The organism is Bradyrhizobium ingae, from assembly GCF_055791185.1.
In genome coordinates this window covers 23,889-39,004 of record NZ_JBVUBB010000024.1, presented here as the reverse complement: position 1 = coordinate 39,004, position 15,116 = coordinate 23,889, and the positions used below count along the sequence as shown (strand labels likewise).

At 64.0% G+C, this 15,116-nt stretch carries 17 protein-coding genes; 7 read left to right on the top strand and 10 right to left on the bottom strand.

Translation table 11 applies throughout. The features are described 5' to 3' along the window. Nucleotides 1-4 precede the first annotated feature (4 nt). The gene (locus ACV1FX_RS28015; RefSeq protein WP_473120795.1) at nt 5-442 is read right to left on the bottom strand and encodes a GNAT family N-acetyltransferase; all 438 of its coding nucleotides are present in this window, start codon (nt 440-442) and stop codon (nt 5-7) included. Continuing rightward, on the bottom strand, nt 442-1,941 hold the full coding sequence (locus ACV1FX_RS28010; protein ID WP_473120794.1) for an NAD(P)H-hydrate dehydratase: 1,500 nt from the start codon (nt 1,939-1,941) through the stop codon (nt 442-444). The genes ACV1FX_RS28015 and ACV1FX_RS28010 overlap by 1 nt, the downstream gene beginning before the upstream one ends. A 377-nt stretch (nt 1,942-2,318) precedes the next feature. On the opposite strand from ACV1FX_RS28010, the gene ACV1FX_RS28005 reads away from it, so the two are divergent. Continuing rightward, nucleotides 2,319-2,657, top strand: a complete 339-nt coding sequence (locus ACV1FX_RS28005; RefSeq protein ID WP_007603495.1) for a P-II family nitrogen regulator — start codon at nt 2,319-2,321, stop codon at nt 2,655-2,657. Between the two features lie 152 nt (nt 2,658-2,809). Further along, a complete protein-coding gene (gene glnA / locus ACV1FX_RS28000; RefSeq protein WP_473120793.1) occupies nt 2,810-4,219 on the top strand; it encodes a type I glutamate--ammonia ligase in 1,410 nt (469 codons plus the stop codon). 233 nt (nt 4,220-4,452) lie between these two features. Here glnA and ACV1FX_RS27995 read toward each other — a convergent pair whose 3' ends face one another. Further along, nucleotides 4,453-5,226 (bottom strand): gamma-glutamyl-gamma-aminobutyrate hydrolase family protein, encoded by a 774-nt coding sequence (locus ACV1FX_RS27995; RefSeq protein WP_473120792.1) that lies wholly within the window; start codon nt 5,224-5,226, stop codon nt 4,453-4,455. 293 nt (nt 5,227-5,519) lie between these two features. On the opposite strand from ACV1FX_RS27995, the gene ACV1FX_RS27990 reads away from it, so the two are divergent. Continuing rightward, the gene (locus ACV1FX_RS27990) at nt 5,520-6,650 is read left to right on the top strand and encodes an AI-2E family transporter (protein WP_473120791.1); all 1,131 of its coding nucleotides are present in this window, start codon (nt 5,520-5,522) and stop codon (nt 6,648-6,650) included. 6 nt (nt 6,651-6,656) lie between these two features. On the opposite strand, the gene ACV1FX_RS27985 is transcribed toward ACV1FX_RS27990, so the two are convergent. The 6 genes from ACV1FX_RS27985 to ACV1FX_RS27960 all read right to left on the bottom strand — a co-directional run bounded on the left by ACV1FX_RS27985 (nt 6,657) and on the right by ACV1FX_RS27960 (nt 10,338). After that, nucleotides 6,657-6,956: an antibiotic biosynthesis monooxygenase family protein gene (locus tag ACV1FX_RS27985; RefSeq protein WP_473120790.1), complete on the bottom strand. Its 300-nt coding sequence runs from the start codon at nt 6,954-6,956 to the stop codon at nt 6,657-6,659. A 117-nt stretch (nt 6,957-7,073) separates the two neighbouring features. Further along, entirely contained in the window at nt 7,074-7,310 is a 237-nt protein-coding gene (locus ACV1FX_RS27980) for a hypothetical protein (protein ID WP_473120789.1), read from the bottom strand. 59 nt (nt 7,311-7,369) lie between these two features. Next, the gene (locus tag ACV1FX_RS27975; protein WP_473120788.1) at nt 7,370-8,584 is read right to left on the bottom strand and encodes a GGDEF domain-containing protein; all 1,215 of its coding nucleotides are present in this window, start codon (nt 8,582-8,584) and stop codon (nt 7,370-7,372) included. A 225-nt stretch (nt 8,585-8,809) separates the two neighbouring features. Further along, nucleotides 8,810-9,286, bottom strand: coding sequence for a 30S ribosomal protein S9 (gene rpsI / locus ACV1FX_RS27970; RefSeq protein WP_473120787.1), 477 nt, complete (start codon nt 9,284-9,286; stop codon nt 8,810-8,812). Nucleotide 9,287: 1 nt separating this feature from the next. Continuing rightward, a complete protein-coding gene (gene rplM / locus ACV1FX_RS27965; RefSeq protein WP_027522853.1) occupies nt 9,288-9,752 on the bottom strand; it encodes a 50S ribosomal protein L13 in 465 nt (154 codons plus the stop codon). A 157-nt stretch (nt 9,753-9,909) separates the two neighbouring features. Then, nucleotides 9,910-10,338, bottom strand: a complete 429-nt coding sequence (locus tag ACV1FX_RS27960; protein ID WP_473120786.1) for a PaaI family thioesterase — start codon at nt 10,336-10,338, stop codon at nt 9,910-9,912. Between the two features lie 84 nt (nt 10,339-10,422). On the opposite strand from ACV1FX_RS27960, the gene ACV1FX_RS27955 reads away from it, so the two are divergent. The 4 genes from ACV1FX_RS27955 to ACV1FX_RS27940 all read left to right on the top strand — a co-directional run bounded on the left by ACV1FX_RS27955 (nt 10,423) and on the right by ACV1FX_RS27940 (nt 13,995). Further along, nucleotides 10,423-11,247: an enoyl-CoA hydratase gene (locus ACV1FX_RS27955; RefSeq protein ID WP_473120785.1), complete on the top strand. Its 825-nt coding sequence runs from the start codon at nt 10,423-10,425 to the stop codon at nt 11,245-11,247. A 106-nt stretch (nt 11,248-11,353) separates the two neighbouring features. Further along, on the top strand, nt 11,354-11,938 hold the full coding sequence (locus ACV1FX_RS27950; protein ID WP_473120784.1) for a CoA-binding protein: 585 nt from the start codon (nt 11,354-11,356) through the stop codon (nt 11,936-11,938). A gap of 153 nt (nt 11,939-12,091) precedes the next feature. Continuing rightward, nucleotides 12,092-13,372 (top strand): O-acetylhomoserine aminocarboxypropyltransferase, encoded by a 1,281-nt coding sequence (locus ACV1FX_RS27945; protein ID WP_473120783.1) that lies wholly within the window; start codon nt 12,092-12,094, stop codon nt 13,370-13,372. A 230-nt stretch (nt 13,373-13,602) separates the two neighbouring features. After that, nucleotides 13,603-13,995, top strand: a complete 393-nt coding sequence (locus ACV1FX_RS27940) for a hypothetical protein (RefSeq protein ID WP_473120782.1) — start codon at nt 13,603-13,605, stop codon at nt 13,993-13,995. Here the strand turns inward: ACV1FX_RS27940 and ACV1FX_RS27935 are convergent, their stop codons facing one another. Next, complete coding sequence (locus ACV1FX_RS27935; protein ID WP_473120781.1) at nt 13,996-15,078, bottom strand: COX15/CtaA family protein; 1,083 nt, start codon at nt 15,076-15,078, stop codon at nt 13,996-13,998. Nucleotides 15,079-15,116: the final 38 nt, after the last annotated feature.

Here is a 15,116-nt window from a genome sequence, read left to right as displayed (position 1 = left end):
TGCCCTACCGGCGCCTCCAGATGTAGCGGGCGTCCGGTTCTTTCTCCTCGTTCCGTGCCCCGTCGGTCTCCTCGACCAGCGTGAACCCGCGAAACTCATAGAAGCGTCGAGCCCGAGAATTGCGCTGGAAGGTCCAAAGCTGCAGGCGTTCGAAGGTGCTCTTGGCGACATCAAGCAACTCGCTGCCAACGCCAAGACCTTGCGCGTCGGGCAGTACGTAGAGTTGCTCGACCCAGCCGTCGCGGAACGCAATGATTCCCGTTAGCGCGCCCCCGTCAAAACGGCCCCACAGGCGGCACGAAGCAAAGACCCGCTCGCGATAGAACCAGCGGTCCTCATCGGGCGTGTGCAGCCCGACCAGCCACGGCATCGCATCGTCGAAGGCGATGCGGTGCACCCGCGCGGCCGCTTCCATATCGACCAACGCGAGTTGCCTGAGCACTAGTACTCCACTCCCAACGCATCATAGACCCGCCGGTGCACCGCAGGCAGCGTCTCGGTCAGGTCCTCCGCAATCAGGCCGGGGCCAGCTTCGCTTGCTGCCTCACCATGCATCCAGACGCCGATGCTCGCGGCCTCGAAGGCCGGCACGCCCTGCGCCAGAAGTCCCGCGATGATGCCTGAGAGCACGTCGCCAGCTCCGGCGGTGGCGAGCCAGGGCGGCGCGTTGGCAGCGATGGTGGCGCGGCCATCGGGCGCGGCGATGGTGGTGTCCGGCCCCTTCAGAAGCACGACTGCGCCGCAGCGCTCAGCAGCAGCACGGACGCGCTCGAGTTTCGAGCGGCCGGGATGCTTGTTGCTGAGGTCGGAGAACAGGCGCGGAAACTCGCCCTCATGCGGCGTCAGCACGACCTCGCTGCCGAGCGACGACTTGATCGATTCAAACAGCCGCTCGGGATTGGCGGCAAAACTCGTCAGCGCATCCGCATCGAGCACGAGATGGCGCTGCGCGGTGAGCGCGGTGTGGACGAAGTCGCAGGTGCGCTCGCCCGTGCCGGCGCCTGGACCGATGATGCAGGTGTTGTAGCGTTTGTCAGAGAGGAGCTCGCCGAACTCGATCGCGGTGTCGACCGGGCGGACCATCACCGCCGTCAACGCGCCGGCGTTGATCGCGAGCGCATCGCGCGGGCTGGCCAGGGTTACGAGCCCTGCGCCGGCACGCAGTGCGGCGCGCGCGGCCAGTCGTGCGGCACCGGTTGCCGCGGCATCACCGGATATCGCGAGCACGTGGCCGCGCGCATATTTGTGGCCATCGATCCGCGGCACCGGAAATGTCGCGCCCCAAAAGTCCGGATCGTTCTCGAACAGTTGCGGCTCGATCTCCCCGAGCACCTCGCTTCCGATGCCGATGTCGGCGACGCGTACACGGCCGCAATGGATCCTGCCGGGCAATAGAAGATGCGCGGGCTTCTTGCGGAAGAAGGTGACGGTCTCGGTGGCGTTCACCGCAACGCCCATCACGCTTGCGCTGGTGCCGTTGATGCCGCTCGGCAGGTCGACGGCCAGCACCGGCGCGCCATTGGCGTTGATCGCCTCGATCATCTCGCGCGCCACGCCTTCGAGCGGACGGCTGAGGCCGGCGCCGAACAGCGCATCGATGATCAGCGCGGGCCTTCCGATCGCCTGCGGATTGAACGGCAGGAGCGGATGCTTCCAGCCGCGCGCGGCAGAGGCCGCATCGCCCTGGAGCTGGTCGCGCTCGCACATCAGGATCACGGAGACCTCGCGCCCCTGCGCTGCAAGCTCGGCTGCGGCAACAAAACCGTCGCCGCCATTGTTGCCGGGACCGGCCACCACCAGGATCGGCCCCTCTTCCGCCAGCGCGCCAGCCGCTTCAGCGACCGCCTGGCCGGCACTCAGCATCAGCTTGAAACCGGGCGTGCCGGCCGCGATGGTGAGCTGGTCGGCCCGCTGCATTTCCGCGTTGGTCAGAACTTCCATGCCACTTCCCTGGTACAAACGCCTTTTCAACAGGCAGTTTCCGTGCCGACCCCGGCTCAAATCCCGTAGTCTGCCCACAGATTGAACCGTTTGCCTATTTCGTAGTCTTCGCTATCTTGGGCTGGTTGGTCCCACCTATCCGAGATGCTCGTTAAAAGGCTGATAACGCTCCAAAAATCTGGGCATTTGCAACTTGGCATAGACCCTGCTTTCGAGGAAGCCGCTTCGGTTCGTCGTGCTCACTGGCATTCATCAGGGTGTGACCAGCCGCCGCCCGGGCTGGTCAGGCAGCTTGGGACTGAGGACAACTTCGCGCCAAGACAAAGCGCATCCTGACGCAGACGTTGCTATTTGATCGAAAGGCCGGGAGACGCGCAGTGAAGAAAATCGAAGCCATCATCAAGCCGTTCAAGCTCGACGAGGTAAAAGAGGCGCTCCAGGAAGTCGGACTGCAAGGCATTACCGTGACCGAAGCCAAGGGCTTCGGACGACAGAAAGGTCATGCCGAACTTTACCGCGGCGCAGAATACATCGTGGACTTCCTGCCCAAGGTCAAAATCGAGATCGTGATCGGCGACGATCTGGTCGAGCGCGCGATCGACGCGATCCGCCGCGCGGCACAGACCGGGCGCATCGGCGACGGCAAGATCTTCGTCTCCAACATCGAAGAAGCCATCCGCATCCGGACCGGCGAATCCGGGCTGGACGCTATCTGAGCCGGGTGCTATCCCGCATTTTGCGACACTCTACCTAAGAAATAAGGCCGCCTCGGCGGCCTGATGTCGTTTGTGCACTCGCGCGCCTCAAGAAGCGAGAACAACGTCGCTCGTAGTCTGGAAACCGACCCGCAGAGCCAAAAGGGGTATGCATGAAGACCGCCAAAGACGTCCTGAAAGCGATCAAGGACAACGACGTCAAGTACGTCGACCTCCGTTTCACCGATCCGCGCGGCAAGTGGCAGCACGTGACCTTCGACGTCAGCATGATCGAAGAGGACACCTTTGCCGAAGGCCAGATGTTCGACGGTTCCTCGATCGCCGGCTGGAAGGCGATCAACGAGTCCGACATGTGCCTGATGCCCGACCCGGTCACCGCGACGATCGATCCGTTCTTCGCAGAGACCACCATGGTCATCGTCTGTGACGTGCTCGAGCCGACCACCGGCGAGCCCTACAACCGCGATCCCCGCGGCATCGCCAAGAAGGCCGAGGCGATGGTGAAGTCGATGGGCATCGGCGACGCCGTCTATGTCGGCCCCGAGGCCGAGTTCTTCGTGTTCGACGACGTGCGCTATTCGGCGCAGCCCTACAATACCGGTTTCCGGCTCGACTCCTCGGAACTGCCGACCAACTCCGACACTGAATATGAGGGCGGCAACCTCGGCCACCGCGTCCGCACCAAGGCCGGCTACTTCCCGGTGCCGCCGCAGGATTCGGTCCAGGACATGCGCTCGGAGATGCTGGGCGCCATGGCCAAGATGGGCGTGAAGGTCGAGAAGCATCATCACGAGGTCGCTTCCGCCCAGCACGAGCTCGGCATGAAGTTCGACACGCTGACCCTGATGGCCGACCACCTGCAGATCTACAAGTACTGCATCCACCAGGTCGCGCACATCTACGGCAAGACCGCCACCTTCATGCCGAAGCCGGTCTATGGCGACAACGGCTCGGGCATGCACGTTCACCAGTCGATCTGGAAGGACGGCAAGCCGGTGTTCGCGGGCAACAAGTATTCCGACCTGTCGGAGACCTGCCTGTCCTACATCGCCGGCATCATCAAGCACGCCAAGGCGATCAACGCCTTCACCAACCCGACGACCAACTCCTACAAGCGTCTGGTCCCGGGCTATGAGGCGCCGGTGCTGCTCGCCTACTCCGCGCGCAACCGCTCGGCCTCCTGCCGCATCCCCTACACCGCTTCGCCCAAGGCCAAGCGCGTCGAGGTGCGCTTCCCCGACCCGCTCGCCAATCCCTATCTCGGCTTCGCCGCGATGCTGATGGCTGGTCTCGACGGCGTGAAGAACAAGCTCGATCCGGGCCCCGCGATGGACAAGGATCTCTACGACCTTCCGAAGGAAGAGCTGAAGCAGATCCCGACCGTGTGCGGCTCGCTTCGCGAGGCGCTCGAAAACCTCGACAAGGACCGCGCCTTCCTCAAGGCCGGCGGCGTGTTCGACGACGACTTCATCGACAGCTACATCGAGCTGAAGATGACCGAAGTCGAGCGCTTCGAAATGACCCCGCACCCGGTCGAGTTTGAGATGTATTATTCGGGCTAAGCGGCCCCGGACGACGACAAACGAAAGGCGCTCCGAGAGGGGCGCCTTTTTGTTTGATTCCGTGGGACGGGTAGACCGCGGCTCTACTCATCCTACACGCTGCGCTTGCGAATTGGAGATCGACCTTCACGTCTCCCCTCAGTCATTGCGAGCGCAGCGAAGCAATCCAGAATCTTTCCGCGGATATATCTCCGGATTGCTTCGCTGCGCTCGCAATGACGAGGTGGCGGCCGCTACGCCGTCGCGCGCTGCCGCGCCACGAGCGCCTCGCCAAACGCCTGAAAGATCTTCCGGTTGATCGGATTGCGCTGCGGGTCGTATTCCGCGTGCCATTGCACGCCGAGCGCAAAGGTCGGGGCTTCCGCGATGCGGATCGCCTCGATGGTGCCGTCCTCGGCGACGCCTTCGATCAGCACGCGCTTGCCCGGCTCCAGAATGCCCTGGCCGTGCAGCGAATTGACCTTGATCTTTTCGCAACCAAGGATTTTGGCGAAGGCACCGCCGGGGGTGAGATCGACATCATGGCGGTCGGCGAACACGACGGTGGGATCGGGATGGATCTCGCCGTTCTCCAGCCGCGGCATGCGGTGGTTCATGCGGCCGGGCAATTCGCGGATCTCGGGATGCAGCGAGCCGCCGAAGGCGACGTTCATCTCCTGGAGGCCGCGGCAGATGCCGAACAGCGGGATGCCGCGGGCGACGCAGGCGAGCGAGAGCGCCAGCGCGACCTCGTCGCGGTGAATGTCGTAAGGCTCGTGCTTCTGGCAGGGATCGACGTTGAAGCGCGTGGGATGGACGTTGGCGCGGGCGCCGGTGAGCACGATGCCGTCAACGCAATCCAGCAGCGCGCCGATATCTGTGATGTCGGGCGAGCCCGCAAACATCAGGGGCAGGCCGCCGCAGACTTCGGCCACGGCGCGCAGGTTTCGCTCCCCGACCATCTGGACCTGAAATCGATTTTCGACGCGATGGGAATTCCCGATCACGCCGACGACCGGCTTTTTCATCTCCCGTTCCGACCTCCCCGCCGAATAAGATTCTCCAAACATGCCCGTCGGATGGAACAATTTCAACCGAGGGGATCGCGGGACGGCAATGCTATTTTCACCTGAATGCCCCCGGAGGCACGCAGTTGAGGCCTTGGCCGCCCCAGCAAGGCTGCTCCAGGGGGCCGACGGGGCCGTTCACAACGCCCTGCCAAGGTTGCGAGCGCGTCAAACCGGCACGCGGCTCCCGGCTTGATCCGCGGCAGGATTTCGCGAAAGAGTACCGTGCACGCCGGCCGCGCAAAGGACACCATGTGACGCTTCCCGCAGATGAACGATCCCGGACCCGCAACGATCAGGCCTGGGCGATCGCGGTCGGGGGCATCTGTATCGTGGTGTTTGCAGCGCTCTTGGTCTTCACTTGGTATTTTGCCGCAACGCTGCTCCTGATCTTCACGGGCATGCTGCTCGGCGTCGGCCTCAACGCGCTGACCAACGCGCTCGGGCGCCATGTCGCGCTGCCGCATCCGTTCCGACTTGCAATCGTCTGCGTGGTGCTTGCGGTGATGCTTGCGGGCGTGGCCTATCTCGGCGGCGCAACCATCGCCGACCAGGCTTCCGCACTCAGCAACACCATCAAGTCGCAACTCGTTACCGTCAAAGCCTTCCTCGAAAACCACGGCATCGACACCAGCTTCTTCGACATCGGCAACGCCTCCTCCGCGAACGCGACACCATCCGGCTCGGAAACGGCGCCAAGCGCGTCAACCCCGCACGGCGCCCTTCCCGGCGCCGGTGCGCTGGCCTCAAGCGGCGGAGCGATCGTGAGCCAGACCCTCAAGCTGCTGCTTGGCACGATCAGCGCCGTCGGCAACTTCTTCATCGTGCTGTTCCTGGGGCTCGCCTTCGCGGCGCAGCCCAGCGTCTATCACGATGGGCTCCTCTTCATCGCGCCGGCCGGGCATCGCGCGCGTGCCACGGTCATCATCGACCGCATCGGCGAGACGCTGGAGCGCTGGCTGATCGCTCAGATCGTCGTCATGCTCGCAGTCGGCGTGGTGACCTGGATCGGGCTTGCCATCATCGGCATCCCCGGCTCGTTCATCCTGGGAATCCAGGCCGGCCTGCTCGCCTTCATCCCGACGGTCGGCGCCATCATCGCCGGCGTGATCGTGGTGCTGGCAAGTATCGCGTCAGGCTGGGTCGCGGCGCTCTCCGCCCTGATCCTGTTTCTCGGCGTCCACGCAATGGAGAGCTACGTGCTGACGCCGATCCTGCAGCGGCAGGCGCTGGACATTCCACCCGCCACGCTGTTCGCGTTCCAGATCCTGCTCGGCGTCGTCTTCGGCATCTGGGGCCTGGCGCTGGCGCTCCCGCTGGTCGCCATCGCCAAGGTTTTGCTGGATCATTTCAAGAGCTACGAAGCGCCGGCCGCGGCGGCCTGAGACGGCTCAAGCCGTCGTCACCACCGTATTGGTGTGCTCGACCTCGGGCGGCGCGGCAAAGTACTGACCGACGAGGCCGCGCCATTCAGCAAAGTTTTCCGAGCCGCGGAAGTCCACGGTGTGGTTCTCCAGCGTCTCCCACTTGACCATCAACCGGTAGCGCTGCGGCTTTTCGATCGATTTGTGCAGCTCGAAGCCTTGAAAACCCTTGGAGCGGCTGAACGCCGCCTTGGCCTTGGCTACCGCCGCCTCGAAGTCCTTCTCGGTGCCCGGCTTGACGTCGATTTGTGCGATCTCGGTGATCATCGTTTCCACCCTTCTTGTTTGACAGGGCGTGTCTAGCGCAGGCGGCCGAAAAGAAAAAGGCGCCGAAACGGCGCCTTGGATCACCTTGGGGTCACAGCCAAACCGCCCTGCTTCTTCTCAGGCGAACAACAGGACTATGCCGGCCACCGTCAGCGCGCAGGCCACAAACAGCGTGAGCGGCCGATAGTCGCGTTTCTCTGCGTAGCGCCCCTGGGCGCGGCGCTCGGTGATCAGCGCCGTCTCATATTCGTCCGATGTCGAGAAGATGCAGCCGAAGCCGCCGCGTGCGGATGCCGCGGCCGTTTCGAGCGACACGAGAGCGGCATGCGAGGTCTGTTGACGGATCGACTCCATGACCACGATGGTAGGGGGCGACGGTAAACAGCGCCTTACCGCACGCCTCTTCTCGCAACCTACGCCGTCACGGGCCGTGGCACCGGGAGCCGCGCGGCGGTCTGACGGCGCCAATTTTCCAGCGAAAGTGGGAGCTCTTCGGCGGCCTCGACGCGATTGCGGCCGCCGCGCTTGGCCTGGTAGAGCGCGGTATCGGCGGCGGCAAGCAGCACCTCGAGCTCGGTGCCGGCCGGCCCACCGGCGACGCCGATGCTGACGGTGGTGTCGACTGGTCCCTCGTCGACGACGATGCCCGAGGTCTCGAACGCCTCGCGCACGCGCTCGGCGACCAGCACGCCCTCTTCCAGCGAGCACGGCAGCAGCGCCGCGAACTCCTCGCCGCCGATCCGGCCCGACAGGTCGGAGATGCGCAGATTGGTGGTCACGACGGTCGAGAACAGCTTGAGCATCTCGTCGCCCGCGGGATGGCCGAAGCGGTCGTTGATCGACTTGAAGTGGTCGATGTCGAAGATCATGACCGTCACCGGCCGCCCCGCCTTGGCCTCGCGCTCGATGACGCGTGAGCAGGCTTCCGCAAAACCGCGTCGGTTGAACATGCCGGTCAGCGGGTCCATCGATGCAGCGGTCTTGTGCGCGGTCACTGTGCGCTCGGACACCAGCATGAAGATCACGAATACCGTGCCGACGGCGTAGAGAATGAGCTCGACCGCGAACACCGTGACCCAGATGCTGCTGGAGAAGTGCGGATCGTTCGGCCGCAGCAAGCTGCCGATCAGGACCGGCATCATCAGCACGCAACCGTGCATGATTGGCACGGCGTAGACCGGCCAGCTCCGTTGCAGGCTTTTGCGCCGCTCGGACCAGAGCTCGCCCGCGGTCAGTGCTGCGTAGACCGAGACGATGCCGGCGCCGATCAACATGCGCATCGTCGCGGCGGCCGGATCGAGCAGCGTCACCGCGCCCGCCCAGCCGAGTGCGCCGAACAGAAGTCCCGGCCAGTTCGGCTTGCGGCCATGGAAGACGCGCGCGGCGTTCCAGACCATGCCGCAGGCGACGAAGCCCACGGCGTTCAGCGCGAGGTAGAGCTGCGCGCCGAGCTTGTCGCCGGCGGCCGTCCACAGCGCGACGGAGGCTGCGCCGAGCAGATAGGCGGTGCCCCACCATTTCAGCGCCGGACTTTTTTCTTGCCTGCCGAAGAACACCATCATGGCTCCGAGCAGTGCGGCTACCATCGTGGCAACCAGATATAGCGTGATGCTATCGAGCGACATCATGTCAGCCCCCTTTGAAACCAAGTCATTACGCGATCAGCCCGATCGCGCGCCCTTCCAGGTGCGACGCTAGGTCTTGCGAGTTCCATTCAGGTTTTCATGCAGACGCAACTTTTCGGGAAAACACCGGCTCAATTTGCATACAAACGAACAACAAAAAGGGCGCCGAATTCGGCGCCCTTTTGCATTTCATTGAAGCCGCTTTCGCGACGAATTTTATCGAAGCGGTTAGCGCTTGGAGAACTGGAAGGACCGGCGGGCCTTTGCCTTGCCGTACTTCTTGCGCTCGACCACGCGGGAGTCGCGGGTCAGGAAGCCGCCCTTCTTGAGCACGGTCCGCAGTTCCGGCTCGAAATGCGTCAGCGCCTTGGAGATGCCGTGGCGGACGGCGCCGGCCTGGCCGGACAGACCGCCACCGGCGACGGTGCAGATCACGTCGTACTGGCCGGAACGCTGGGCCACGGAGAACGGCTGCTCGATCATCATGCGCAGCACGGGACGGGCGAAATAGACCTCGAGCTCGCGCGAGTTGACCGTGACCTTGCCGGCGCCTGGCTTGATCCACACGCGGGCGACAGCGTCCTTGCGCTTGCCGGTGGCATAGGCGCGGTTGAACTTGTCGACCTTCTTCTCGTGCTTGGGCGCATCGGGCGCGGCCGTCTTGAGCTGCGAGAGCTGGTCGAGCGACTGGATGGATTCGGCCATGTTATGCGGCCCTCGTGTTCTTGCGGTTCAACTTCGCGATGTCGATCTTTTCCGGGCTCTGGGCCTCGTGCGGATGATCGGCCCCGCCATAGACGCGGAGATTGCCCATCTGGACGCGACCGAGCGGCCCACGCGGGATCATGCGCTCGACAGCCTTCTCAAGCACGCGCTCGGGATGACGGCCTTCGAGGATCTGGCGCGCGGTGCGCTCCTTGACGTGGCCGACATAGCCGGTGTGCTTGTAATAGGTCTTCTGCTCGCGCTTGCGACCGGTCAGCACCGCATGCTGGGCGTTGATGATGATGACGTTGTCGCCGCAATCGACATGCGGGGTGTAGGTCGGGAGGTGCTTGCCGCGCAGCCGCATGGCAACGATAGTGGCGAGACGACCGACGACCAGACCCTTGGCGTCGATCAGCACCCACTTCTTCGTCACCTCGGCGGGCTTTGCCGAAAAGGTTTTCATATCTGAATTTCCGTGGACGGGAGATGACGGCGCGAACGACGCGCCGGACTGGGCGGTTTCTAGAGAAGTGACACGCGCGGGTCAATGCCCCGAAAGAGAAATTAGATCAGCAAAATCAATAAGTTAAAAATATGGTGCGATAATACCTCAAAAAACCTCAAACATTTGGAATGGAATAGGTCGATGTGACATGCGCAATGGGGTCCGGCGATGTGCCCGAGAGCAGGTTCACCTCCCCGACCGCCAGCCGCTTGCCGAGCTTCAGAAGGCGGGCTTCCGCCAGCACGTCCTGCCCCGGCTGACCCTTGCGCAGGAAATTGATGTTGAGATTGGTGGTGACCGCGAGCCCGATCGGCCCGATCGCGGATAGCAGCACCACATACATGGCGAAATCGGCGAGCGCCATGAGCGTCGGACCCGACACGGTTCCACCCGGCCGCAGCATCCTTTCGCTGTAGCGCTGGCGCAGCAGCGCGGTCTGTCCGTCAGCGCTCTCGATGGTGATGTCGTCGCCGCTGAAGGCCTGGGGAAACTCCTCACGGAGAAACTGCTCGACCTCCGCCACGCTCATTTTCGCTGACGCCATGCCACCCCTCGCCCTCGCTTCACGTTGCCTGTTACATTAAGTTATCAGCGTCATCCAACTGCAAGACCCCAAACGGAATCTTCAATGTCCGTCCAGCACGCCCGCGCCCCCTCCCCGGAACCGCCGATCCTGCTGCGCGAGATCGTCGGCACCATCGCCGTGCTCACGCTGAACCGCCCTGCCGCGCGCAACAGCCTCTCGGAGGCGATGATCGGCCAGCTGCATGCGAGCTTCAATGCGATCGCCGAGGACAAGCGCATCCGCGCCGCCGTCATCGCCGCCAACGGCCCGGCCTTCTCCGCCGGTCACGACATGAAGGAATTGACCGCGCGCCGCAGCGATCCCGATCGCGGCCGCGCCTATTTCGCCGAGATCATGAACGCCTGCAGCGCGATGATGCAGGCCATCGTGCGCCTGCCCAAGCCGGTGGTTGCTGCCGTCCAGGGGATTGCGACGGCGGCCGGCTGCCAACTCGTCGCAAGCTGCGACCTCGCGATCGCATCCGACGCCGCCAGCTTTGCCACGCCGGGCGTCGACATCGGCCTGTTCTGCTCAACGCCGATGGTGGCGCTGTCGCGGAACGTGCCGCGCAAGCAGGCAATGGAGATGCTGCTGACCGGCGAGCCGATCCCGGCCGCACGCGCCCGCGAGATCGGCCTCGTCAACCGTGTGGTCGCGGCCGGCACCGAACGCGATGCTGCGATCGCGCTGGCGGAACAGGTCGCGCTGAAATCCGCCTACACCGTGAAACTCGGCAAGGAGGCGTTCTACCGCCAGGCCGAGATGAGCCTTGCGGACGCCTACCGCTACGCGGCGGAGGTGATGACCGAGAACATGATGGCGCGCGATGCCGAGGAAGGCATCCAGGCTTTCATCGAAAAGCGCGAGCCGAAATGGGAAGATAAGTAACCCCGTCATTGCGAGCGAAGCGAAGCAATCCAGCAATTCCACTACAGTGACTAGACTGGATTGCTTCGTCGCTCCGCTCCTCGCAATGACAAGAAAAAGACAGCTGATGAATCACGACGCCTATCCCGACAACTACATCCGCGGCATCCTCAACAGCGTGAAGTCGATCGCCATGGTCGGCGCCTCGCCTGTCAATGTGCGGCCGAGCTACTTCGCGTTCAAATATCTGGCGCAGCGCGGCTATGACATGATTCCGGTCAATCCCGGCCATGTCGGCAAGGATCTCATCGGAAAACCCTTCGTCGGCTCGCTTGCCGACATCGGCCGTCCCGTCGACATGATCGACATCTTCCGCAACTCCAGTCACATCATGCCCGTTGTGGAAGAAGCCTTGAAGCTCGATCCGCTGCCGAAGGTGATCTGGATGCAGTTGGGGGCACGCGACGATGCGGCCGCGGAGAAGGCCGAGGCTGCCGGTATCAAGGTCGTGATGAACCGCTGCCCCAAGATCGAATATGGCCGGCTGTCCTCCGAAATCTCCTGGATGGGCGTCAACTCGCGCACGCTCAGCTCCAAGCGGCCCCCTGCACCGACGCAGGGCATGCAATTGTCGCTCAATCGCACGAGTGTCGGCGGCGGCAATACCGCAGCGGCCGATCGCGCGGCCAAGAACAAGACCGAGCAGAGCTGACGCGGCTGCGAAAGATTCGTTTCGCGAACGCGACAAAGCGAAGCACGGCAGTTTCGAACAAGGCCATGCCTGCGCGAGCGCCTTGACGACGGCCATCGCCGCGATCAGCATGCCGCGCATTTTCAGCCGCCCCCCAAGAACAGGACGCCACGAATGAGCGATCGCCTTCCGGGATTTTCGACCCTTGCCGTGCATGCCGGTGCACAGCCCGATCCGACGACCGGCGCGCGCGCAACGCCGATTTATCAGACGACCTCTTTCGTCTTCAACGACGCGGATCATGCCGCTTCGCTGTTCGGCCTCCAATCGTTCGGCAACATCTATACCCGCATCGGCAATCCCACGAACGCCGTGCTGGAGGAGCGCGTCGCCGCGCTCGAGGGCGGCACCGCCGCGCTTGTGGTCGCCTCGGGCCATGCCGCGCAGGTCGTGGTGATGCAGCAATTGCTGCAGCCCGGCGATGAATTCATCGCGGCGCGAAAACTCTATGGCGGCTCGATCAACCAGTTCACCCACGCGTTCAAGAGCTTCGGCTGGAACGTGGTGTGGGCGGACCCCGATGACATTTCGAGCTTCGAGCGCGCGGTGACGCCGCGGACCAAGGCGATCTTCGTCGAATCCATCGCCAATCCCGGCGGCAGCATCACCGACATCGAAGCGATCTCCACGGTGGCGCGCAAGGCCGGCGTGCCGCTGATCGTCGACAACACACTGGCGACGCCCTATCTGATCAAGCCGATCGACCACGGCGCCGACATCGTCGTGCATTCCTTGACGAAATTTTTGGGCGGCCATGGCAACTCGATCGGCGGCGTCATCGTCGATGCCGGCACCTTCGACTGGTCGAAGGACGGCAAATATCCGATGCTATCGGAGCCGCGACCCGAATATCACGGCATCAAGCTGCACGAGACGTTCGGCAATTTCGCCTTCGCGATCGCTTGCCGCGTGCTCGGCCTGCGCGACCTCGGCCCCGCGCTGTCGCCGTTCAACGCCTTCCTCATTCTCACCGGCATCGAGACACTGCCGCTGCGCATGCAGAAGCACTGCGACAATGCCAAGGCGATCGCCGAATACCTCGCCGGCCATCCCGCGGTGGCGTCGGTGAGCTATGCTGGCCTGGCGAACGACAAGTACAACCAGCTCGCGCGCAAATACGCGCCGAAGGGCGCGGGTGCGGTGTTCACCTTCAGCCTGAAGGGTGGCTATGACGCCGGCGTCAGCCTGGTATCGAAGCTGACGCTGTTCTCGCATCTGGCCAATGTCGGCGACACCCGCTCGCTGGTGATCCACCCGGCTTCCACCACGCACAGCCAGCTCGATGATGCCGCCAAGGTGAAGTCCGGCGCCGGCCCCGACGTGGTCCGCCTGTCGATCGGCATCGAGGATAAGGAAGACCTGATCGCGGACCTCGAGCAGGCTCTGGGGACGTGAGCCACGTTTCGAGTACGCGGATGTTGACGTCATGCCCGGGCTTATCCCGGGCATCCACGTTCTTTGGCGCCAGTAGAAGAAAGGTCGTGGATGGCCGGGTCAAGCCCGGGCATGACGGCTTGGGCATACACCTCGAGCGCGCGTTCGAACGGACAGTGGGCACCCGCCGTTAACACCCTCTCCGCTCGCGGCTGACATACTGGGCCGCCGAGATTGATTCGGAGCCGACCATGCTGCGATGGATAATGTCCCCTCTGGCCGTGATGCTGATGGTCACGAGCGCGCTCGCGGCCGACCAGGTTGTCGTGCAGAAGAAGCGACACGAGCAATTGCCGCCGGGGCTGCCGCGTCCGCATTACAAGTACCGCACCACGATCGCGCCGGCAGAGCCGCCGAAGGTCTGGGTCGAGACAGATCCGGACGCGCTGATCTCGCCGGCCTATGGAGCCGGCAGCTACATCCGCAACCTGCCGGGCACACCGCTATTGCCGGGCGCGCACACGCTGCCTGGTTATTACGGCCGTCCCTGGGACTACGATTATCAGGGGGCGTATTATGGCGGCCCGCAGGTCGACTATTTCTGGCGCCTGCCCTACGCCTGCGGCGTCTACGGCTATTGCTGATCAGCCGGCCTGGCGTGCGGGGACGACGCGCGAATAGGTCTGTGCAGGCTTTCGTGCCGCGAGCCGCTCGGCCTGCATCACCGCCAGCGTCAGAACGAGGATCGCGACGGCCTGATGTGCAAGCGCAAGCCCGATCGGCACCTGGTTGAGCAGCGTCAGGATGCCGAGCATCGCTTGCAGGCTGACCGCAGCAAACAGCCACACGGCACCGCTCGCGGCAGAACCTGCGCGCGAGCGCACGGCGTCGAACCCATGCAGTGCCGCCAGCGCGAACAGTGTGTAGGCCATCATGCGGTGCTCGAACTGCACGGTCAGCACATTGTCGAACAGGTTGCGCCACCACGGCGTCTCGAACCACAGCCGCTCCGCCGACGGGATAAACGCACCGTCGATCTCGGGCCAGGTGTTGTAGGCGCGCCCGGCCCGCAGGCCCGCCACCAGCGCGCCGAGATAAAGCTGCACGAAGGTCACGACGACGAGCACCGCGCTTGCCAGCTTCAGGCGCACCGAGACAACGATCTCCTGCCGCGCGCCGAGCCGCCGCAAGGTCCAGACGATGCCGGCGAAGATCAGCAGCGCCAGAACCAGATGCGTCGCAAGCCGATACTGCGACACTTCGACCCGTTCAGAGAGGCCGGAGGCTACCATCCACCAGCCGACCGCGCCTTGCAGCGCGCCGAGGCCGAACAGCAGCCAGAGCCGCCGCTTCAATTCGCCCGATAGCCCCCCGCGCCACAGGAAGAACAGGAACGGCAACAGATAGGCGACACCGATGAAGCGGCCGAGCAGCCGGTGGCTCCATTCCCACCAGAAGATGGTCTTGAACTCGGACAGGTTCATGCCTGCATTGAGCTCGCGATATTGCGGGATCTTCTTGTAGGCCTCGAAGGCCTCCGTCCACTGCGTCTCGCTGAGCGGCGGCATCGCGCCCGTTACCGGCTTCCATTCGACGATCGAAAGCCCGGCCTCCGTCAGCCGCGTCGCGCCGCCGACCAGCACCATCAACGCGATCAGCGCGGCCACGGAGATGAGCCACCAGCGCACGGCGCGAGGCGGGTCGGACGGAGCTGTTATCGTGGTCATTTCGGCCGGAAAACCAGTGCTTGAACCAGGCTGCGCGC